Raw genomic sequence first — 21,236 nt, 5'->3', positions numbered from 1 at the left:
AACATCACCCTTTTCAAAATATATGAGACTTTATCCATTTAAAAATGCCGAACACATTTATTTTATCAAAAGTTTTTGCTATTTGCAAATTTATTGTTAATTTTGAGTAATTTAATTTTTAACATCCTGTTGCTACTAGTATATTTCATGTTCACAAGTGTAAATTCACTTATCATTTTCCTGTTTTAAATTCCGCATTAACTTCTAGAGAGTATTTTTCTATGTCTCCACTACTATTATCAAATGTTATGGAACTTAAACTATTTAAATCTTTATATTGTCTTAATTCTCCTAGAAAATCTGACAGTATTTTTTCATTTCCTGTTACTAGTATATCTGCATTAATCAACTTATCATTGTTATTTTTGGTTTTGAACTCTTTTATTTCTCCATTATATTTATTTACCATGTTTATCACAGTGCTGTACGAGTTAGCTTCCTTCTTTAAGTTATCACTTTTGATCTTAGATTTTGGTAATATTTGTTTACTTTTATAGTTTTTTAGTTCAATATTCTTATTTATTGTTATTTTTAGTAGGTATGATGTTATAAATATCATTATTATCATTACAGCAATACTAGTAAACTTTTTTTTCACTTATTGCACCTCCTGGATGTCTACATTAAAAAATTTATTGCCAGCAGAATCATTTTCCGGGGCTTCCAAATTTAAAATTTTATATTTCGAAAAGCTTTCTATTTCCTTCACTAAATTTTCATAATCAACCATATCTTTTATTTTAAATTTAACGTTTATGCTTTTATCATCTGCTTTAATATTACATACATTTTCATAATTACTATGTAATCCTAAAAATGTTTCAAAATTTTTGTATACTACCGTATCTTTATTGTTAATTTTTCTCTGTGGGGTTTCTTGATATTTCAAGTTAATATTGCTGTTATAGCCTTTAAGATTCTCAATATTTCTACAAATGTGCAAAAATTCACAAATCAAACATATATTTATTGCTACAACTCCTAATATAACTCCTAAACTAACTAGATTTCTTCTTCTCTTTTTGTTTTGTTTATACCAATATGGTAAAAAATTATATTCCATATAACCACCTCCATATTAAAATTTATATATTTTACTTTTTTCTAAATATCCTAAATTTTTCACTCCACATTTTATATCAAAACTACCGTAATTATTAAGTCCCGCTAAAATTAAATTTTCTACTGAATTTATTGAAATATTATTTATCCTACAAAAATTAAAAATATGCTTTTGAAATTGAATTTCACTTTCTTTAAAATATATTTGCACATCATCTGCTTTTAATATTTTGTCTTCACAATAAATTAAATAGAAGTAATTATCATGATTAAATGCCAGAATATAATTTCCATTGTCAATTATTCTATTTACATACTCTATATATAAAAATTGCACCATATATACTGCTTTAACATTATATAATGTTTTAATATCTAATTTTTCTAATCTCTCACTATTTATATAAAAAACCAATAGCTCTAAATTGTTTTTATTTTTTCTTAATACGTGATATGAAAACACTATTTCCTCAGTAACTCTGTAATAAAATTTTAGTTCATCCTTTATTACTTTTTCTAGAGCATTCCCATTTAAATTTGGAACATTTATTTTTTTTATGTATATTTCCTGTCCACACATAATAAGAATTTTTTTTGTCAGTTTCTTATTTTGCATATAACTGTCTGAAATATTTTTTTCTTGAACTGTATTCTTAAATATAAATTTTTTTTTCTTATAATTGACTTTTAAAATCTTATCATCTTTTCCTATTTCAAATATATCTAACGTATTAAATAACATATGATACTACTCTCCTACCTATATTCTGTATATAAATATATAAATTTTATTTTATTAGCTTCAAAATCATAGTCATACCAATCAACTTTTGTTTTATTATTGAAATATGGCTGATATATTAAAAATTTTTGTGCATCTTTATTATAATAAATATAATATTTATCATTACCTATTTTATTGGTACTTGGATTTAACGCAAATAGGTTATTTACTGATGCCTTATCCAGATTCACCACATTTTTTAATATATAATCATTAATCTTTGAAAATAAATAATTATTAGTTTCATTATTATAAACTTTTTCAGTCACTTCTTTTTTGTCTTCTAAAATGCACAGTTTTCTTTTAGCTTCAAGTGTAAATATGTACCCCATAGTCACTATAATAAGTAAACTCAGAATCATGGTATATATCATTACATATCCTTTATTTAATATACTTTTCTTATCCCGAAGCATTGGCTAATGCGCTTCCCTTCATTGTCTACAAGTGATATATATATTAAATCACCTTTTTTAATTGCCTCCATGTTTGATATGTTTTGCGCCACCACATTAGTTGCTATTAATCCATATCTATACCCATAATTATCATAATAATCCACTACTACTTTTCCACTGTTTTTTACAAGATAAATTTTTTTCAGCATATTGTCTGAAGTATTTATATCTATTTCATTATTTGTTGTATTTACTTCAACCATATTCATATATATATAATTTTTAATAATAATTAACCCTTCATCGCAGTAAGAAGAATCTCTAAGTGTGGTAATATTTTTATTGTACCAATTAACTGATTTAATCAATATACAACACTGAAATGATAATAAAATTGCTCCTATTGCTGTAGCAACTAAAACTTCTAAAAGCATAAACCCTTTCTTCATTTATAATTCCCCTTATAAAATTTTGCTGTTATATTTTCTTGCCTCCCAACTATATCTACATGTAAATACAATTCAATGTTTTCTAAATCACCACTAATAGCTGATATTTTCAAATACGGTTTATCACGTGTGAATGAACTTGTAAATAAATTATTAATGTTACCATTTCTTAAACATTCTTCATTTAATTTTTCATTGGATATATATATGTTCCCTTCTCTAATTAGTTCATCTAATTGGTTATTAGATATATTTGATAATATTTCTGTTTTAATATCTTGAATATACTCAGTATATAATTGAATTTTATCATCGTAGGCCTGCATCTTAATAGTACATAATTTAATATACATAGCTGTTAAAAACAAAATTGTAAAAATCGAAAAACTACACATAACTTCTATAATTGTAAAGCCAGCTTTTTTAATTCTTAATCTCCACATTTGCTGTACCAACTCCTATGGTAATAAGATGAAATATACCTTTTCTATCTCTATATTGAAGACTACAAGGAGTATTTATTACACCTGTATTTTCTATATAAATCTGATTATCGCTTGTAGTAACGTTGTTTCCTGTTATAGTAAAACCTAAGGGCATTACGAATTCATCCTTTAACGCAGAACTTTCATAAAATTTAATTGTATTAGTATTTAAATAAAACATAAGCTCTCCATGGCATTCATTTAGAATGCAATTATGCCTTGCTCCATTTATAAGGGAAACTATTTCATCGTTAACATAGTCCACATCCAGGTCATTTTTAAATGATTTATAGCTTTTAATCTCTAAAAATATAATAGACGAGATTATAGACACGATAGCCATTACAACTAAAATTTCCACCAATGTAAATCCTTTATTTCTTCTTCTAACATTTTTCATTGTTTTCACCTGAATATTCACTATTTTCTAGTCAGTACATAAGTGCCGCTTTCACCATCAATCACAATTTCATAGTTAAGACCTTCTGCATTAAAATCTTCTGATATACTTGAACCATTGTTAGACGCAATTTGAACATTATCTATATTTATATCTTCACTGATTGCAGCATTTACATCTGAATTAATAAAACTTTCATCCAAAATATAGCTTCTCATGGATGATACAAAAATCATTCTTCCAATTTGTTCTGCTTTAGTCTCTTTAGCTTTAATAATGTATGTAGCATACTTAGGTACTAATATTCCCCCTAAAATAGCTATAATTGATATTACTACAATTAATTCAATAAGTGTAAAACCTTTTTTTATCATCTAAATCACCTAAATTGTTTGCATCATTTTTAACATAGGTACCATGACCGAAATTATGACACTTCCAATTATGGCGCCTAAAAGAATTATAAGAGCTGGTTCAACAAAACTTACAGCCTTTTCTATAATATCTCCCACATCCTGTTCATACATATCTGCTGATAAATTCATCATTTCCTCTAAATTACCTCCTTGTTCTCCTATAGAAATCATCGAAACAGCAAAATCAGGTAATATATTAATATTCTGTAATGAATCCGCAATACTGTTTCCATTTTTCACTTCAAGTATCACTTTATCTAATCTATCTTTTATGTAAACATTGTTTAATACATTGCTTATCATCTCAATAGAATTTATTAAATTCACTCCGCTTTGTTGTAGAATGCCAAGACATCTAGTAAACCTAGCCCCTAATATTTTTTTATAGACTACATTGATCAATGGCACCGATAGCTTAGTTTTATCAATTAAATATCTTATTTTTTTATATTTGATTATTTTCAAAATCCCCATAATTATTGTAGTTAGAAGCATCAAGATAATTGGCCAATTAATAATAATGAATTTACTAAAATTCATTGTCACTTTAGAGTAGGCCGGAATATCCTGCCCTAAACTTTTAAAAGTATCCATAAACATAGGTACAATTGAAACTTCAATGTAAAAAAACATTACCACCGAACTTATTAATATTATGGCTGGGTAAACCAGAGATGATTTTATTTTCTTTACAATTAGAAATTCTTTTAAATAGTAATTTGATAAATCGCTTACTATTGCATCGAGCTTTCCGCTTTGTTCCCCTATATTTATCATTTCCAAGTAGAATTTAGGATAATAGGCTTCCCGTTTTATTATGGAATCGTAAAAGCTATTGCCGCGGGCTATATCTATCTTAATTGCTTTTATATTTTTCTTAAAAACCTTACTATATGTTTCTTTTTCAAGTATATCTAGTGCCTGAGAAATATTAAATCCGGCTGAAAGCATGGAACCAAATTGCCTTGAAAATATGGATATATCCTTTAAGTTTATTTTTCTAACAAAATCAAAAATCTTTTTATTACTAACTAACGTACTTTTTAATAGATAACAGCCTCTTTGCCTTAATAAAAATGATAATTCATCTGCACCTTTACTATACTCAAGTCCATCAAAGTGCTCTCCTTGTAAATTTATAGCTTTATACTTATATAGCTTCACTATGAATCATCCTCACCATTAATAATTTTCATGTATTCTTCCACTGTTGTACTGCCCTGTTTTATAAGCTTTATGGCACTATCTTTTAAATTTAGCATGCCGTTACTAATATTATTTTTTCTAAGTTCATCAACACTACTATTTTCATAAATCAGTTTTCTACTCTTCTCATCAATATTCATTATCTCAAAAACTGCTATTCGAGACCTATATCCTGTGTTATTACACTTGTTACATCCTAGACCTTTGAATAAATTTTTTCCCTGTTCAAGGTTACACAGTTTCCTTTCAAAATCACTTGGAACATAACTATTTTTGCAATATGGACAAATTGTTCTAACCAATCTTTGCGAAATAACGGCCAGCATGGCATCACATAATAAATATGGTTCTACACCCATATCTCTAAGCCTTACAACTGCACTAGGCGAATCATTTGTATGAAGTGTACTAATTACTAAATGACCTGTGATAGCAGCTCTTATGGCAACCCTTGCTGTTTCTTCATCTCTTATTTCTCCCAGTAAAATAATATCAGGGTCTTGCCTGAGTATGCTCCTAAGTCCTGCTGCGAAGGTTAATCCTGATTTTTTATTTATATTGATTTGGTTTATGTTGTCTATTGTAAATTCAACTGGATCTTCTAGGGTAACTATATTCTTTTCTTTAGTATTAAGCTCTTGTAATATAGAATAGGATGTGGTAGATTTTCCGCTACCAGTTGGACCTGTGAGAAGGATTATACCACTAGGTTTAGCAATAATTTTTCTTATAATGTTAGCATTACTATAAGTTAATTTATCCAAGGTAACCATTATGTTTGATTTATACAAAACTCTTATAACAAATTTTTCGCCATGTATAGTGGGAATGGAGGAAACCCTAAAATCAAAATTAAAGCCATTATTTTTCAAGCTAAATTTTCCATCTTGAGGAATCATCTTTAAAGTTATATTCATTAATGCCATAATTTTCAATCTTATTGTGATACTTTTATAAGTTGCTTTTGGTAATTTCATGATTTGATGCAAAACTCCGTCAATTCTAAGCCTTACATTTACAAACATATCAAAAGGTTCAATGTGTATATCACTAGCCTTATGGTTAATGGCTTGATTTATTATAGAATTTACAAGCCTTACAGATGGCGAATCCCTTGATATGTCATCTGATATTACATCTATTTTTGTATTTTCATTAGCCTGATTTCCTTCTATCTCTTCCATAGCCCGTTCGCCTTCGTTCATTTCATAATACAACTTTATATATGATAATATCTGTTCTCTTTTAGCCCTAGCTGGTATTATCTTTTTTTGCGTTATAAATTTCAAATCATTTAAGGCTATTAAATCCGCTGGATTATCCATTGCAACATATAGTTCTAGATTGTTTTCTTTATAAGGTAACATAGAATGTCTAAAAGCTATTTCTTTATTTATACTCCTAAGCAAATCCATTGATATAGTATAATTATCTAAATCCACAATATCTTCTTCCATATTCATCCTTCCCACTATAAAATTTGTTCAATAGCTTGTAATTATCCATATATTTATATTATTTGCCAATTTTACTTTTTTATTCAATAATATAAAAAGAGAACCAGAAAAATTTCATCTGGTTCTCTTTAATATAAATTTAGTTTTCACCACTGATAATATGATAATTATTTTCAATCTTTGATATTAGATTAACTGAGTTATTGCTTATATCATACATGTATATAGAATTATTTATTGATGTTGTATTAATAATTCCACAAAAATAAACTTTTCCTAAACTATCTACTGCAATCCCACCACTTTTGTCAACAATACTTGGGAAATCATAGGTTATTCTATTTATGTTTTTAGCTATTAGATCATATCTGTAAAGGGCAATTTCACTAGTATTTTCATCTTTGCCAAGCATATATATATTGTTATTCTTTGTATCAATAGTATAATCAAAAATTTCCTGAATGCTACTACCTATGGTATTTATTTTATCGCTGGCTTTTTCGTAATAAAACATGTTATATACATTTGAATCATTTTCAACATATATAATATCACCATTTTCTAGTGGTAAAAAGAATGTACAATATCCTTTAAATTTATCAAAAACAACTTTTGGGCTATGCCCCGGAAAATCATATCCATATATCTTACCATATCCATTTTGTGAGGCTTCCACTCCATAATAAAGTAGAGTATCATTGTTAATCCATCTATAAAGATCTCCTGAAACTAGCACATTTTTATCAAAATTAATTTTATTACCACCATTTGTACTGTAAACTCCCATTCCTTCTGCCGATCCAAGATTATCGGTTTTAAAACTTCTCAGTGCGATATAGTTTCCACTATTAGATAACCTGACATCTGCATAAGAATAGGATTTATTTATATTATAAGCTTTACCTTTGTTATCTATGCTTACATAGTTATTTGATAAATTAATTCCAGTACCAATATTTTTAGTATAAATCCATGTTTTTTTTTGTATACTATAACTTATGTTTTCAACCTTGGATAAACTCCCACTATTAAGCACATTCCCATCCTTTAAATTATATGCCTTTTCTCCATTTTTATCCATGGAAAGTGCCATTGTATCCGAAAACTTTATATTATTTTTTTTTAAATTTTCCTTAACCTTTGTATTCTTATCATAATAACAACTAGTAAATTCAATGGCAACGACAACAGCAATTATACACAATATAGTCTTTTTTACATGGTTCATATTAAATCAGTTTCTCCTCTAAAAGAAATTACTGAATCCCCCGTCATAAATACGCCCTCTTCTGTTATTTCAACGTGAACAATTCCCCCTGGAACAGAAACCTCAACTTCATTGCCAATTAGTTCTAGTCTGTTACATGCAATAGCTGATGCACAGCATCCAGTTCCACAAGAAAGTGTTGCACCAGCTCCTCTTTCCCAGGTTTTAACCATAATATGTTTTTTATCTATTACTTCACAAAAATTAATATTAGTGCCTTCTGGAAATATAGCTTTACATTTTTCTATATACTCACCTTCATTTACATCAAAGTCATCAAGTTCTCCAATCACAACAGTATGTGGAACTCCCATAAGCATTGAATTCAATTTATACTCTTTGTGGTTAATATTCACATTGTAATTTAATATTTCATCATCTAATAGAGCTGGAATTTTCTCTGGTCTAAAACTAGGGATTCCCATGTCGATGCTTATATTTTTTGCAATACCTTTTTCATCATTAATTTTAGCTATCTTAATTCCATCACCTGTCATAATACTTATTTCTTTCTTCTTAATTATATCTTCATCGTAAGCATATTTTGCAAAACATCTTATCCCATTTCCACACATAGCAGCATATGAACCATCAGCATTTATTATGATCATCTCCACGTCTGCCACCTCTGAGTTTCTAATAAGCAATATTCCATCAGCCCCAACTCCGAAATGTCTATCACATAAAATCTTAGCTATGTGACTTTCTCTATTTAAAAAATCTTCATTTCTATCATCTATAATAACAAAATCATTTCCTGTTCCCTGCATTTTAGTAAACTTCATTTAAGAACAACTCCTCAGCTTTATTTTATCAAGTAGAAATGATATACTTATATGGTTAAAAAGCATTTAATTTAATCATATTATATTCAACTCTATAGATTAATAATAATAAATTTTCATATTATTGTATACGGTTTTTTAGAAATATTAATAAAAAATATATTTTCACTTAGGAAGGGAATGATTATTATGGCATTAGATGGTATTTATATATATAGTATTTTATGTGAATTAAGAGAAAAGCTACTTCATGGAAAGGTGAGTAAAATAAATCAGCCTGAAAAAGATGAGGTAAGTCTTTTGATCAGAGGATCTGATAATAATAGCTACAAACTTCTAATAAGTGCAAGTTCTAGTTATCCAAAAATCCATATCACTGAGAATGGTAAAACTAATCCTCTTACTGCTCCCATGTTTTGCATGGTGCTTAGAAAATATCTTATTAACGCTAGAATAATTGATATAAAACAAGTCTCTACAGATAGGATAGTAATTTTAGATTTTGAAAATACAGATGAATTTGGTTTTAATAGTGTATATTCTTTGATTGTTGAGATAATGGGAAGACATAGCAATATTACCCTAATTCGTCAAAAAGACAACTCTGTCATGGATTGCATTAAACACATTACACCTGCTATAAATAGATACAGATCACTGTATCCGGGACTTAATTATATATATCCCCCTAAAAGCGAAAAATTAGATCCTTTTGATTTTTCAATAGAAAGCTTTAAAAACATCATTAAAGAAAACAATTTAGACTTCGATTCAAAACTTGGCTCCAAAATTTTTACAGGTGTTAGTAAAACTATTTCAAAAGAAATATACTTTAGGTTTAGCGGTGATATAACTATAAATGATTTAGATAATGTCTATTCAAATATTGTGAAATTTTTTAGTTCCATTAGTAATGGGAATTTTTCCTTTAATTCATATTCAGAAAATGGAATGATAAAAGATTTTGCCTGCATTCCGCTTAACTTTTTAAATGAATGTGAAAAAACAGAATATAAAGATCCTTCTAAATTACTTGAAAATTTTTATTTTGAAAGAGATAAATTCCAAAGATTAAGTAATTACGGCGCAGATTTATCTAAAATTGTTCATACAAATTTAGATAGGTGCCTTAAGAAAAACCAAATATTAAATGATAATTTAGTTGAATGCAAAACAAAAGATATTTATAAACTATCAGGAGAATTTTTAACTGCTAACATGTATGATCTTAAAAAGGGTCAAAAAGAAATTACGGTACAAAACTATTATAGTGAAACCTTAGAAGATATAACCATCCAGCTAAATACAAATAAGACCCCTTCGCAAAACATACAAAGTTACTATAAAAAATATACAAAATTAAAGAAAACAGAAGAGATGTCACTATTACAGCTTAGGTCAAATTCTGAGGAAATTGATTATCTACAATCAGTATTAACCAATATAAAAAATTCTGAAGCTTACACTGAAATTGAAGAAATAAAAAAGGAACTCATAGAAACTGGTTATATTAAATTTAATAAAAAAAATAAAAAGGGTAAAAACAAAACTCCAAAATTATCTAAACCACTTCATTTGGTTTCCAGTGATGGAATTGATATATACGTAGGTAAAAATAATTTTCAAAATGATTACCTTACGTTAAAATTTGCAGACAAAAGAGACATATGGATGCATACTAAAAACATCCCTGGATCTCATGTTATTGTAAAAAACAATGGTCATATCCCAGATAAAACTTTAGAGGAGGCCGCAGGTTTAGCTGCATATTACAGCAAGGCAAAAGAATCTGTTCTTGCCCCTGTTGATTATACCGAAGTGAAGAATGTAAAAAAACCTTCTGGCGCTAAACCTGGAATGGTTATATATCTAACTAATAAGACAATTAATATTATACCAAAAAAACTAGATAATATTTAAACTCATAATATGTATAAATTATAATATTGATTTAATTACATAATTGTGTAAAAAGCAGGGATTAAGGTGCGAATGGATTCACATCTTGATCCCTGCTTTTTATCTTGTTATCTAAATTTATATAAGCACCATAAAAATCCCGATAATTATGTAATCTTTTAACTTGTCACTTATTTCTATGCCTCTTCGTTTCTACTATTTTCCGGTAAAATTAAATTAAGAACAACTCCCACTAAAGTTGCTAGTGCAACTCCTGATATTGGGATATTGCTACCTGACACTGGAATATTTAATGTAGCTCCACCAATGCCCAAAACTATTATCACGGAAGCTATTATAAGATTTCTTTTCTTCCCAAAATCAATTTTATCATCCACAAAAATTCTAAATCCTGAGGAAGCTATAATTCCAAAAAGCAATATACTTACTCCACCAATAACCGGTAATGGTATATTTTCAATAAAAACTGATACTGGACCTATGAATGATAAAACTATTGCTATTATTGCAGCCCATCCTATAACCCAAACACTATAGACCTTTGTTATGGCCATAACTCCAATATTTTCTCCATAAGTAGTATTAGGCGGTCCTCCTAATAGTCCAGCTGTAATTGTAGCTACTCCATCCCCTAAAATAGATCGATGAAGCCCTGGATCTTTTGTAAAATTTTTTCCAACTACATTACCCGTAACATACACATGCCCAATATGCTCTGCTAAGGTCACAAAAGATACCGGTGCCATTAATAATATTATATCAAAGTTAAACTTTGGCATAACCTTTCCTATCGCTATATTAGGTACTATAAAAAATGGTGTGGTTATTATTTGATGTAATACTGATCTAGGAACAACCCCAAGAACAATAGCTACAACATACCCTGCTAGCATCGCTATAAGTATTGGTATTACTCCTAAAAAACCCTTAAAATACATACTGCCAATTATAGCTACTAATAATGTTACCATTGCTACTAATATCCATGCCCATCTTGAAACGCTAAGAAGTGATGGATCAGTATAACTGGCATTTAAGCCCGCCCAATTAATTGCAGTAGCTGCAAGACCTAGCCCTATTACTATAACAACAGAACCAACCACAACTGGAGAAAGTGCTCGATTAAGCCAACCTACTCCAAATATACTTATTATAAGTGCCACTATTAAATACACTATTCCCGCTGAAATTACACCACCAGATACTGCACCAATGGCTGCCGTTCCCGTTTTATCAATGCCATTATATTTGGTTGTAACTGCAATTATAGGTGCTATAAATGCAAAAGATGAACCAATATATGCTGGTAATTTTGCCTTTGTACATAATATATATAATAAGGTACCTATTCCACTACATAATAGCGCAATAGATGGGTTCATCTTCGTTAAAATTGGTACAAGAATAGTAGACCCAACCATTGCAAATAGATGTTGAAAACTAAGTGGTAAAGTTTTTATTATTGGCATTTTTTCTTCTACATTGACTATTTTATTCATAAATTTCTCCTTTGTAAATAACTTTCTAATTAATTTTTGTTTTATATGCCTAATTCATAAATACTTACAGAGTCTTTATCGTCAATCTCTTTAACCTTAACAGATATCATTTCATTTTTTGAAGTTGGCACATTTTTACCAACATAATCAGCTCTTATAGGTATTTCTCTATGTCCTCTATCAATTAATACTGCAAGTTGTATCATTTTAGGTCTACCACAATCTATGACTGCTTCTATTGCTGCTCTTGCCGTTCTTCCAGTATATAAAACGTCATCAACTAATATAACCTTTTTATTAGTTATATCAATTTTTATTTCATTACTATTTACTATTGGCTCACTTTGAATTAAAGTCAAATCATCTCTATAGAGAGCAATATCAACACTTGCAACTGTTATTTCATTACCTTCAATATCCCGTATCATATCAGCTATTCTTTTAGCAAGTGGTACCCCTCTTCTTTTAATACCAATCAGTATTAAATCCTCAGTACCCTTATTTTTTTCTATGATCTCGTGAGAAATTCTCGTAAAAGTTCTCTCCATTGCCTTTTCATCTAATAATAAAGCTTTAAGCTCCATTAACTCCACCCCCTGTTTATTTATAATAATACTATAACAAAAAAAGCCCAGCACTAAGGCTAAGGCTTAAATAGCAATATATACAATAAATTTTAAGCCTTATGAACTCTCTGGTTCACTTAAAGGTTAATATCACAATTGATAATTTTATCACACTATTTGGGTTGTTTCAATTCATTTCTTAAAACACCAATAACTTTTTTAAAATGATTCGGAATCTCGCTTTCAAATTCCATATATTCACCAGTAGATGGATGAATAAACCCTAATTTCTTAGCGTGAAGCATTTGTCCCTCAAGTCTAAATCTTTGTTTTTTATACCCATATACAGGATCCCCTACAAGTGGATGACCTATATAGCCCATATGGACTCTTATTTGATGTGTCCTACCTGTCTCTAGTATACACTTTACTAAGGTACTAGTTTTTAGCCTTTCAATGACCTCAAAATGAGTAATAGCATTTCTCCCATTCTTATTTACACACATTCTAATTCTATTTACAGGATCCCTTCCTAGTGGAGCATCTATAACTCCACTATCATCATGTATAATTCCTTCAGTCAAAGCAAGATATTCCCTAGTCATTGAATGATCCATTAGCTGCTCTGCTAATTTTTTATGAGCATTATCATTTTTTGCAACTACTAAAATTCCCGATGTACCTTTATCTATTCTATGAACAATTCCAGGCCTATTAACACCATTAATACCTGATAAGTCCTTGCAATAATATAAAAGTGCATTAACTAAAGTACCAGTATAATTGCCCGGTGCAGGATGTACTACCATTCCTTGTACTTTATTTACTACTATTACATCTGAATCTTCATATAAAATGTCAAGAGGTATGTTTTCCTTTTCCACCTTCAAATCTGTATTATCTGGAATTTCTATTTCCACGATTTCATTATATTTAAGCTTATAATTACTTTTTTTTAATCTCCCATTTACCTTAGCATTTCCTAGCTCTATTATACCTTGAATATAGCTTCTAGACTTGTCTTCAAAATTATTACTAATAAACACATCTAATCTAGAATCTTCTTCATTCTCACAAACTTTAAACTTAAAATAATTCATTCAGTATCATCCCTTAATAAACTTAATATAAGCAGTAATGTGCCAACTACAACACACATATCTGCAAAGTTGAACGTTGGGAAATTGTACACATCTTTGTAGTGAAAATGAATAAAATCCACTACATGCTGGTAAATTCCCCTATCATACATATTTCCAATGGCTCCACCTATTATTAAGCTAAGTGCAATTCTCATAACCCTACTTTTAGGCTTGTATTTTAATAAATAAAAAATTATTCCTACAACAATAATTACAGTCATTATTAATAAAAGATTTACCTTACCAGAGAATATCCCCCAAGCGGCCCCTCTATTTTCTAAATAGGAAAAATCAAATATATTTTTAATTACTATTAAATCATTTCCGCCAATTAATTGTTTTGTTGCCCATATCTTAGTAATTCTATCAATAATATTTACAAATATAATTATTAGTATTTCCATAAATATCCTCCTATAGTTTTCATGGAGTTATAAACAATTTTGAATTGTTTAATCTCATAAAGTGAGCGAGGAAATCCCGCTCACTTTAAATATTTTCAACATACTCAGTCTGGAAGCTGATTTTTATACTGCTCATTACTTATCTTTTCTATAGGTTCCACATAATCAGCCTCAGGTTCATAATTTTCATCTACATTATGAATTTCATTATAGCTCTCAACCGCCCTATAAGAATCTTCTGAATCAAATCCAGTATCATATTTATTAGAATCTTTACCTTTCCCAAATGGGTACCCTAATACTTCTTCTTCCACAGGTCTATCATATATATTTCTTTGTTTTAAGTTACTAAAGTTATTTTGGCATTCCACGCAGTATTCAGCATATGGAAGAAAATCCAATCTTTCCTCTGGTATTTCTTTTCCACAAACCTTACATATTCCATAAGTATTATTCTTAACATTTTCTAATGCTCTATCTATCTTTTTAAGCATAGATTTTTCATTTTCACTAAAAGCCATCCCTCTTTCTATATCATTTAGTTCAGTAGCTATATCTGAGGGATGATTGTCATAAAGTGAAAGTTCTGAGGAAATTTCACTCTTTGAACCTATAGTTTCATTTTTAATCATAAGTTTTAAAAGCTCTTCTATTCTTTTTTTTTCACAATTAAGTTTTTTCTCAAAATAATCAAGCATTAATTTCTGCATAATAACCTATCACTCCTTCTAAAAGATACATCTTTCTATAGGTTATTTTGCCAAATTGAAGATAAATTATTACATTAGCCTCAGCATATTCTCAATTATATTTGTTGAGTTTTTCACAGCTATTGGCGTAAATTTTTCATAATCCATATGTGCTCCATTGTTTGCATTATCTGATATGGATCTTATTACCACAAAAGGTATGGCATTTAAATAACACACCTGTGCAATACTAGCTCCTTCCATCTCACACGCTAGAGCATTAAAATTTTCCTTAAGCCATATTATTTTGTCTATATCTGCTATAAACTGGTCTCCTGACACTATTCTCCCTACATAATAGTTATTAACCTCAAAGCTTGCGCAAGCTTTTTTAGCAATTTCAACCATTTCATCATCACATTTAAAATCATATGTATCAACTCTTGGTATTTGTCCTATTTTATCACCAAAAGCGGTTGTGTCCATGTCATGTTGAACAAGATTTTCTGCTATAACAATATCACCAGGCACTACGTCTTTTCCAATGCCTCCAGCTATTCCAACATTTATTATTCTGCTTACATTAAAATCGTCAATCAAAATTTGAGCACATATTGCGGCATTAACTTTTCCTATGCCACATCTTACTATTACTACCTCTTTACCTAGTATAATTCCAAAATTAAACTCCATATTAGCCTTATTTTCTTTTTTTGATATTTCAGTCTCTTTTAATAAGATTTCCAGTTCTTCATCCATTGCACCAATTATCCCAATACTCATATGTATGTGTCCTCCTTAATTAATAAAAATCCCACTCTTTGAGTGAGATTCTACTTAGCAGCAATCTTCAAAAACGCGCCATTATCAAAATTGATTTTCTTTAAAATGTATTGTCATTCTTTTACAAAGAAGCTTTTTATTTCATTTAAATCATTATTAAAACTTTCTTCCTTGTCATCCGTATCTCTTAAGTCCCTTGATATAATTTCATCACTGGGGATTTCTATACTTTTTTCTTGCAATTCTACAGTAGTAGCAATATTATAGTTTTTCTCAAAATCTAACTCCAAATCGTTAAACATATCTAATTGTGTGTTCATAAAATTTCTATACTTAGATCTAAATTTAACAAATTCTCTTTTAATAGTATCATAATCACTAGTAATTTTCAATACTTCAGCATTTGATTTATCTATAATCCTTTGAGAAGTGTCATTTGCATTTCGCAGAACTAGTTCTGCTTCTTTTTTCGCAGAAGCCTTAGCCTGATCCGAAGCATTTTGAGCTAAAATCATTGTATTTTGAATGGTCTCTTCTATTTTAGAATAATGCTCTAATTTCTCATTTAAAGTTGCAATTTTTTCTTTAAAAGTTGAATTCTCTTTGTATACAAGTTCATAGCTTTCAGAAATTTGATCTAAGAATTCATCAACTTCACCTTGATCGTATCCCCTTAACACCTTTTTAAATTCCTTATTGCTTATATCCATTGAAGTTAATTTCATATTTTCCACCCCGATTAAACAAATTTTTTTATAAGAAGCCTTATTCTTTCACGACCTGTATTACCATTAGTAGTCACTATTTTAAACTTACCATATCCACGTATAGTTATTACTTCCCCATACTTCACAGAATAATTTTTTTCTCTAATGGTCACATAATCTGATAGAATACTCCCGCTACTTATCAAAGCTAAGGATTTACTTCTTGTTACATTACATATTCCACTTACTAAACAATCCAATCTGAGTGAAGTAACAATAATGTTCATATCATCAAACTTTATATCAGGAATCGCCCCCATTAAAGGATTATACTCGCTTACCTTACATGGGCATCTTCCTATTGTAGTCAAATTACTAGCTATGTAATAAACTATATCCTCACAGGATGCAACATAACATTCATTGTCAATAGTCACAAAATCGCCTAGCTTATTTCTAGAAATTCCAAGAGACAAAATTGCCCCCATATAATCCTTATGTGCCACTTTATCAAATTTAGAAGAATTGTCTATCCTTATGAGTTTGATTGGAAAGTAGCTTAGTGGTTTACTTGAAAAAGCAAGAATGTGCCTTTCGCTATTTTCGAAAATACCACTGCTACTTATATAAATACCAAAATGCTCTTGAAGTCTTATAACTGCTCTCCAAATATTAGGAGTATAAAATTCATTTGTATACACAGTAGAGCCAGTACGTTCTGCAAGAATTATCTTTTCAAAAATATTTGACAATTCTGATTCATTATCACTATGAATAGTATTTAAAAACTCTTTTTTATTCAATTTAACCTCTTCCCAATGTTTAAACTATTTTGTCCAAGCAAACATACTTTTACCAGAAATTTCTGTTTTTAAATCATTTGTAACTTCTACGTTCGATGGAGATAATATGTATACATTTTTCTCTACTTCTTGCAATTCTCCGTTAAGTACATAACTTGCACCACCCATAAAATCTAAAAGTCTTTGAGCTGTTTTAGGTTCAAGATCACTAACATTTACAACAACTAATTTTCTGTTTTTTAATTCGTCGCATATTGAAGTAGCTTCATCATAGTCCTTTGGTCTTGAAATCACAACTCTCATTGTTGAGTTTGTATGAATGTTAACAACTTTGTTATTTTTCCTATTTACAATAGGTTCGTCTATTTCTTCCTCATATTCCTCATCATAGTTTTTTTCTTTAATTTCATCATCATAATCCTCAATATTTCCATCATCAAGTCCCAATATTCCCATTACTTTATTTAACATTTTAGCCATTTTACCTTCCCCCTAATTATTATTATAATTTCTTTTTCCAAATATTCCTTCACCAATTCGAATCATATTTGATCCTTCACTCAATGCTGCCTTGTAGTCATGAGTCATTCCCATAGACAAATATTTCATTGAAATGTTTGTGTATGATCTTTTCTTTAAAATTTCCCAAATTTCTTTTGTTTTCTTGTAGTATATACAATTTTCTTCAAAGGTACCTTTAGGTATTACAGTCATAAGACCACTTACTTTTACATTATTGCATTGTTCTATTGATTCTAAAAGCTCAGGCAAATCTTCTTCATATATACCAGTTTTTGATTCTTCCCTACCAATATTGATTTGGATTAAAACATTGGCAACTAAATTATTTGCAGCATACCTTTTTTCAATTTCATTAAGCAGTTTTACACTGTCTAGTGACTGAATTAAATATACTTTACCAACAATATATTTAACCTTGTTTGTCTGCAAATGTCCTATAAGATGCCATCTCATGGAAGAATCAAAACTGTCTACTTTGTCCAATAATTCCTGTACTTTGTTTTCTCCAAAATCTCTAATGCCATAATCCACTGCTTCTTGAATTTCTGCTATACTTCTTGTCTTAGATACAGCTATTAAAATAGCGTCCTTAGGTAACTCGCTGTTAACAATAGTAATATTTTCTGTTATGGACATTTGAACCGTCTCCTTACATTGTAATAAACAAATTCCATTTGAAATTTACCTATCATATGTATATATTCTTCATAAACTCAAAAAATCCTGCATAATATTATAGAAATTTTAATTTTATATTATAATTTTTTTAAAATACGACTATTAACTCTTAGCTTTCAAGTATTCATGGCTGATATTTCCATTATAAGAACCAATTTTAACATCGTCATTTTTAACAATAGTACCTTTAATGCCTCTATTATGTATTAACAAATATAGGTAATTAGTTTCTGCCATCATATAATCCTTTAATTTATCTTTGTTACCAATTGCCTTGATATAAAACGGCGACGCTACTGTCACTCCATTTATCCTTATAAATGGCCCTACACAATAAATTTCAGTAGTATTAACTATTCTTTGATCATTAACTGAAATTGCTTCTGCTCCTGCAGACTTTAAATCATTAACCACATATAATATATCGAAATTGTGAATTAGACTATCAAGATCAGAATTTGACTTTATAACCTTGCCCTCAAACTTATCAGTACCGTCATCAAGTGTAATCAAAATTCCTTGTCCAGCTACGTCTGACTCTCCGGAAGAAATTTTCTCATCATTTAGTTCGCTTTGTATTGCATTAGTTTGATTCTTTTCATCTTTATTTTCACTTAATCCCCGAAGTTTATTTGCTGAATCAATATATTTATTTCTTAACTCATCAACTTCAGTAGCTAATGTATTTCTATAATTATATTGGACTTGATAATCTTTTGAGTTCAAAAAAACTGTTTTTGTTCCTCCATTAAAATTAAAATTCGAGGTAATCAAAATACCAACTATAATGCAAGCTATGAATACAAAAAAAGTCGCCTCATTATTTTTCATTTAATCACCTCATATTTGTGGTCTAGTTTTATCTAAAAGCATTCTTCTTATCATAGCAAAATTATTAAATATTCTACTACCAAAAACTATTACTGCGGCAAGGTAAATAGGTATTCCCAGTTTGTCTCCTAAATAGACTAATGCCACTGCAAGAAATGCATTACCAAAAAAACCAGAAATAAAAACATCTGCTCTAAATTGTTTAGCAAGTGATGCCCTCATAGCCCCAAAAACCGAGTCTAAACATGCAAAAATAGCTACTGACATATATGGAGAAAACTGATCGGGGATTGGGACATTCCATAGTACGCCTATGATTATGCCTACAAACAGACCTAAAAATGCTATCATAATATCACTCCTTACCTACTTTACTTGCCTGGCATATTGAAAATTTGTAACTGTATTTGATTTGGAAATAGTAATCATATTGCTTTTTTCTGGAGCATCCACAGTATAACTTGATGATGGAATAGCATCTAAAACTCCAGGAAATACCATAGCCGAATTTAATTTATCCTTATCTCCAATGGCCTTTATTATAATTTTTTCATAGGGTGAAATTCTATCATTTGTGCCTATAAATATATTTGAAACACCACTTGATGTTTTTATTCCAGTATAATTTAGCACCCTTATATCATTTATAGATATTGCTTCAGCCCCAGCAAATCTAAGCTCATTAACTAAATACACCAAATCTTTATCTGTAATCACATCTCCTTGCGTAGTTATATCAGAAGAAAACATATTATTTTTAGGTGTAATTGTTACAATAAGTCCTTGGCCTTTAACGTCTGTATTTCCCGTTATAAGATTTAAATTGTTTAAATCGCTCACTATTTGTTTATTTACATCACTTTTATTGGCTGCAGATTGTTGATAGTTTTTTATTTTATTTTGTAAATCATTTATCTGCTTATTTAAGTCATCTTTTTGGGTTTTAAGTTGTTCGACTTCAGCTGTTATTTGTGAACTATCTCCTTGCAAGTTTAACTTTGTATCTTGAATACTAATTATCCTAAATTGATAAGTTAGCATAAATCCTAATATGCAACAAACAATTGCAACCGCCACTTGTGAGCGTATTTTTTTCATTTTCATCCTCCTACTTATCAATAGAATAAACTGGATTTCCTGTAAAACTCACATCAACATAACCCTTTAAAGCTGTAAGTTTTTCCCCATTTATTATATTTATTGCTCTATTTAATTTCTTAAGCAAATCATCATCTGTTCCAAGTCTAATTTCCATATCATTATACGACAATTTTATATTAACATTGCTAGTTATATCTAATATTTTAATATTTTTACACGCGTCATTATTTGATATAATATCCGTTATAGTGCTTATGGTATTTAGCTTACCCTTGTCGTCCAATGGCACAGTAGCTCCTACTTTTGCCTTGGACGTATCGATGCCAACTAATTTTATAAGCTTCATATTATTAATGCTATTCCGTATTTCTAGGACAATGCCACTCTTATCAATTATAGCAAAGCTAGTGCCTTTTTCTGCATAAAATACTGATTTTCTTTCATTTACATATATATTTATTGAATTTGGTAATTTCCTATGAATTTCTGCACTTAAAATATATGGATTATTTAATACATTATCTTTTATATTAGCCGTACTTATGTAAAAGATATTTGAATTTTTTTGTACTCCAGACTCTTTAACAATCTCACTGGTTGAAATTGTTTTATTGTTATACACATATATATTTTGTATTTTGAAATATGGTAGTTTAATACTCAAAGTTACCAATATAGCTGATAAAAATAATATTGTAAAAATAATTTTTCTTCTTCTTTTTTTCCTTCTTCTTTTCCTTATAAACTCATTTTTGCTATTTTTCATATGCTCACCTTTTTTTAATGAATACTTAAACTAGTTTTAATGATATCATATAATTTCTTATATTTAAACTAGTTAATAGTTATTAATCAAAATAATTATGACCTCACAAAGTGCCC

General features: G+C 29.1%; 27 protein-coding genes. 1 reads left to right on the top strand and 26 read right to left on the bottom strand.

The window, feature by feature from the left end; translation table 11 throughout:
- Positions 1–172 precede the first annotated feature (172 nt).
- The 12 genes from BR66_RS0101340 to dapF form a co-directional block, all read right to left on the bottom strand.
- A complete protein-coding gene (locus BR66_RS0101340) occupies positions 173–598 on the bottom strand; it encodes a hypothetical protein (protein WP_026881308.1) in 426 nt (141 codons plus the stop codon).
- Positions 599–1,063, bottom strand: a complete 465-nt coding sequence (locus BR66_RS0101335; RefSeq protein ID WP_026881307.1) for a hypothetical protein — start codon at positions 1,061–1,063, stop codon at positions 599–601.
- Positions 1,064–1,078: 15 nt separating this feature from the next.
- Complete coding sequence (locus tag BR66_RS0101330) at positions 1,079–1,804, bottom strand: hypothetical protein (protein WP_026881306.1); 726 nt, start codon at positions 1,802–1,804, stop codon at positions 1,079–1,081.
- Between the two features lie 14 nt (positions 1,805–1,818).
- Positions 1,819–2,262: a hypothetical protein gene (locus BR66_RS0101325; RefSeq protein ID WP_026881305.1), complete on the bottom strand. Its 444-nt coding sequence runs from the start codon at positions 2,260–2,262 to the stop codon at positions 1,819–1,821.
- A complete protein-coding gene (locus BR66_RS0101320) occupies positions 2,235–2,693 on the bottom strand; it encodes a PulJ/GspJ family protein (protein ID WP_026881304.1) in 459 nt (152 codons plus the stop codon). Before BR66_RS0101320 ends, BR66_RS0101325 begins: the two co-directional genes overlap by 28 nt.
- A complete protein-coding gene (locus BR66_RS0101315) occupies positions 2,690–3,136 on the bottom strand; it encodes a PulJ/GspJ family protein (protein ID WP_026881303.1) in 447 nt (148 codons plus the stop codon). The genes BR66_RS0101320 and BR66_RS0101315 overlap by 4 nt, the downstream gene beginning before the upstream one ends.
- The gene (locus BR66_RS0101310) at positions 3,117–3,578 is read right to left on the bottom strand and encodes a pilus assembly FimT family protein (protein WP_026881302.1); all 462 of its coding nucleotides are present in this window, start codon (positions 3,576–3,578) and stop codon (positions 3,117–3,119) included. The genes BR66_RS0101315 and BR66_RS0101310 overlap by 20 nt, the downstream gene beginning before the upstream one ends.
- 20 nt (positions 3,579–3,598) lie before the next feature.
- On the bottom strand, positions 3,599–3,952 hold the full coding sequence (locus BR66_RS26585) for a type II secretion system protein (RefSeq protein ID WP_026881301.1): 354 nt from the start codon (positions 3,950–3,952) through the stop codon (positions 3,599–3,601).
- Positions 3,953–3,961: 9 nt separating this feature from the next.
- Positions 3,962–5,158: a type II secretion system F family protein gene (locus BR66_RS0101300; protein WP_026881300.1), complete on the bottom strand. Its 1,197-nt coding sequence runs from the start codon at positions 5,156–5,158 to the stop codon at positions 3,962–3,964.
- A complete protein-coding gene (locus BR66_RS0101295) occupies positions 5,158–6,657 on the bottom strand; it encodes a GspE/PulE family protein (protein ID WP_035795135.1) in 1,500 nt (499 codons plus the stop codon). The genes BR66_RS0101300 and BR66_RS0101295 overlap by 1 nt, the downstream gene beginning before the upstream one ends.
- Before the next feature lie 139 nt (positions 6,658–6,796).
- Positions 6,797–7,885 (bottom strand): hypothetical protein, encoded by a 1,089-nt coding sequence (locus tag BR66_RS0101290; protein ID WP_026881298.1) that lies wholly within the window; start codon positions 7,883–7,885, stop codon positions 6,797–6,799.
- Positions 7,882–8,709 (bottom strand): diaminopimelate epimerase, encoded by an 828-nt coding sequence (gene dapF / locus BR66_RS0101285; protein WP_026881297.1) that lies wholly within the window; start codon positions 8,707–8,709, stop codon positions 7,882–7,884. Before dapF ends, BR66_RS0101290 begins: the two co-directional genes overlap by 4 nt.
- Before the next feature lie 189 nt (positions 8,710–8,898).
- Between dapF and BR66_RS0101280 the strand changes: the two genes are divergently transcribed.
- On the top strand, positions 8,899–10,629 hold the full coding sequence (locus tag BR66_RS0101280) for an Rqc2 family fibronectin-binding protein (protein WP_026881296.1): 1,731 nt from the start codon (positions 8,899–8,901) through the stop codon (positions 10,627–10,629).
- A gap of 176 nt (positions 10,630–10,805) precedes the next feature.
- Here BR66_RS0101280 and BR66_RS0101275 read toward each other — a convergent pair whose 3' ends face one another.
- The 14 genes from BR66_RS0101275 to BR66_RS0101210 all read right to left on the bottom strand — a co-directional run bounded on the left by BR66_RS0101275 (position 10,806) and on the right by BR66_RS0101210 (position 21,120).
- Positions 10,806–12,128: a solute carrier family 23 protein gene (locus tag BR66_RS0101275; RefSeq protein WP_026881295.1), complete on the bottom strand. Its 1,323-nt coding sequence runs from the start codon at positions 12,126–12,128 to the stop codon at positions 10,806–10,808.
- Positions 12,129–12,169: 41 nt separating this feature from the next.
- Positions 12,170–12,712: a bifunctional pyr operon transcriptional regulator/uracil phosphoribosyltransferase PyrR gene (pyrR, locus tag BR66_RS0101270; RefSeq protein WP_026881294.1), complete on the bottom strand. Its 543-nt coding sequence runs from the start codon at positions 12,710–12,712 to the stop codon at positions 12,170–12,172.
- 155 nt (positions 12,713–12,867) lie between these two features.
- On the bottom strand, positions 12,868–13,794 hold the full coding sequence (locus tag BR66_RS0101265; RefSeq protein WP_026881293.1) for an RluA family pseudouridine synthase: 927 nt from the start codon (positions 13,792–13,794) through the stop codon (positions 12,868–12,870).
- Positions 13,791–14,240: a signal peptidase II gene (gene lspA, locus BR66_RS0101260; RefSeq protein WP_026881292.1), complete on the bottom strand. Its 450-nt coding sequence runs from the start codon at positions 14,238–14,240 to the stop codon at positions 13,791–13,793. Before lspA ends, BR66_RS0101265 begins: the two co-directional genes overlap by 4 nt.
- 104 nt (positions 14,241–14,344) lie before the next feature.
- Entirely contained in the window at positions 14,345–14,950 is a 606-nt protein-coding gene (locus BR66_RS0101255) for a TraR/DksA C4-type zinc finger protein (RefSeq protein ID WP_026881291.1), read from the bottom strand.
- A 69-nt stretch (positions 14,951–15,019) separates the two neighbouring features.
- Positions 15,020–15,712 carry a 5'-methylthioadenosine/adenosylhomocysteine nucleosidase gene (locus BR66_RS0101250; protein WP_026881290.1) on the bottom strand — a complete coding sequence of 231 codons (693 nt, stop codon included), beginning with the start codon at positions 15,710–15,712 and terminating at the stop codon, positions 15,020–15,022.
- A 113-nt stretch (positions 15,713–15,825) separates the two neighbouring features.
- Positions 15,826–16,437 (bottom strand): DivIVA domain-containing protein, encoded by a 612-nt coding sequence (locus BR66_RS0101245; protein ID WP_026881289.1) that lies wholly within the window; start codon positions 16,435–16,437, stop codon positions 15,826–15,828.
- A 14-nt stretch (positions 16,438–16,451) separates the two neighbouring features.
- A complete protein-coding gene (locus BR66_RS0101240; RefSeq protein ID WP_026881288.1) occupies positions 16,452–17,222 on the bottom strand; it encodes a YlmH/Sll1252 family protein in 771 nt (256 codons plus the stop codon).
- Between the two features lie 24 nt (positions 17,223–17,246).
- On the bottom strand, positions 17,247–17,702 hold the full coding sequence (locus BR66_RS0101235) for a cell division protein SepF (protein ID WP_026881287.1): 456 nt from the start codon (positions 17,700–17,702) through the stop codon (positions 17,247–17,249).
- A gap of 12 nt (positions 17,703–17,714) precedes the next feature.
- Complete coding sequence (locus BR66_RS0101230; RefSeq protein WP_026881286.1) at positions 17,715–18,380, bottom strand: YggS family pyridoxal phosphate-dependent enzyme; 666 nt, start codon at positions 18,378–18,380, stop codon at positions 17,715–17,717.
- Between the two features lie 144 nt (positions 18,381–18,524).
- A complete protein-coding gene (locus BR66_RS0101225) occupies positions 18,525–19,253 on the bottom strand; it encodes a DUF881 domain-containing protein (RefSeq protein WP_026881285.1) in 729 nt (242 codons plus the stop codon).
- A 9-nt stretch (positions 19,254–19,262) separates the two neighbouring features.
- The gene (locus tag BR66_RS0101220; protein WP_026881284.1) at positions 19,263–19,604 is read right to left on the bottom strand and encodes a small basic family protein; all 342 of its coding nucleotides are present in this window, start codon (positions 19,602–19,604) and stop codon (positions 19,263–19,265) included.
- Positions 19,605–19,619: 15 nt separating this feature from the next.
- Complete coding sequence (locus BR66_RS0101215; protein ID WP_026881283.1) at positions 19,620–20,351, bottom strand: DUF881 domain-containing protein; 732 nt, start codon at positions 20,349–20,351, stop codon at positions 19,620–19,622.
- 10 nt (positions 20,352–20,361) lie between these two features.
- Entirely contained in the window at positions 20,362–21,120 is a 759-nt protein-coding gene (locus BR66_RS0101210) for a cell division protein FtsQ/DivIB (RefSeq protein ID WP_026881282.1), read from the bottom strand.
- Positions 21,121–21,236 lie beyond the last annotated feature (116 nt).

It is taken from the genome of Clostridium akagii DSM 12554, assembly GCF_000686725.1.
Classification (GTDB): Bacteria; Bacillota; Clostridia; order Clostridiales; family Clostridiaceae; genus Clostridium_I; species Clostridium_I akagii.
The sequence above is the reverse complement of the archived record's forward strand: the minus strand, read 5'-3'. Positions and strand labels throughout refer to the sequence as shown.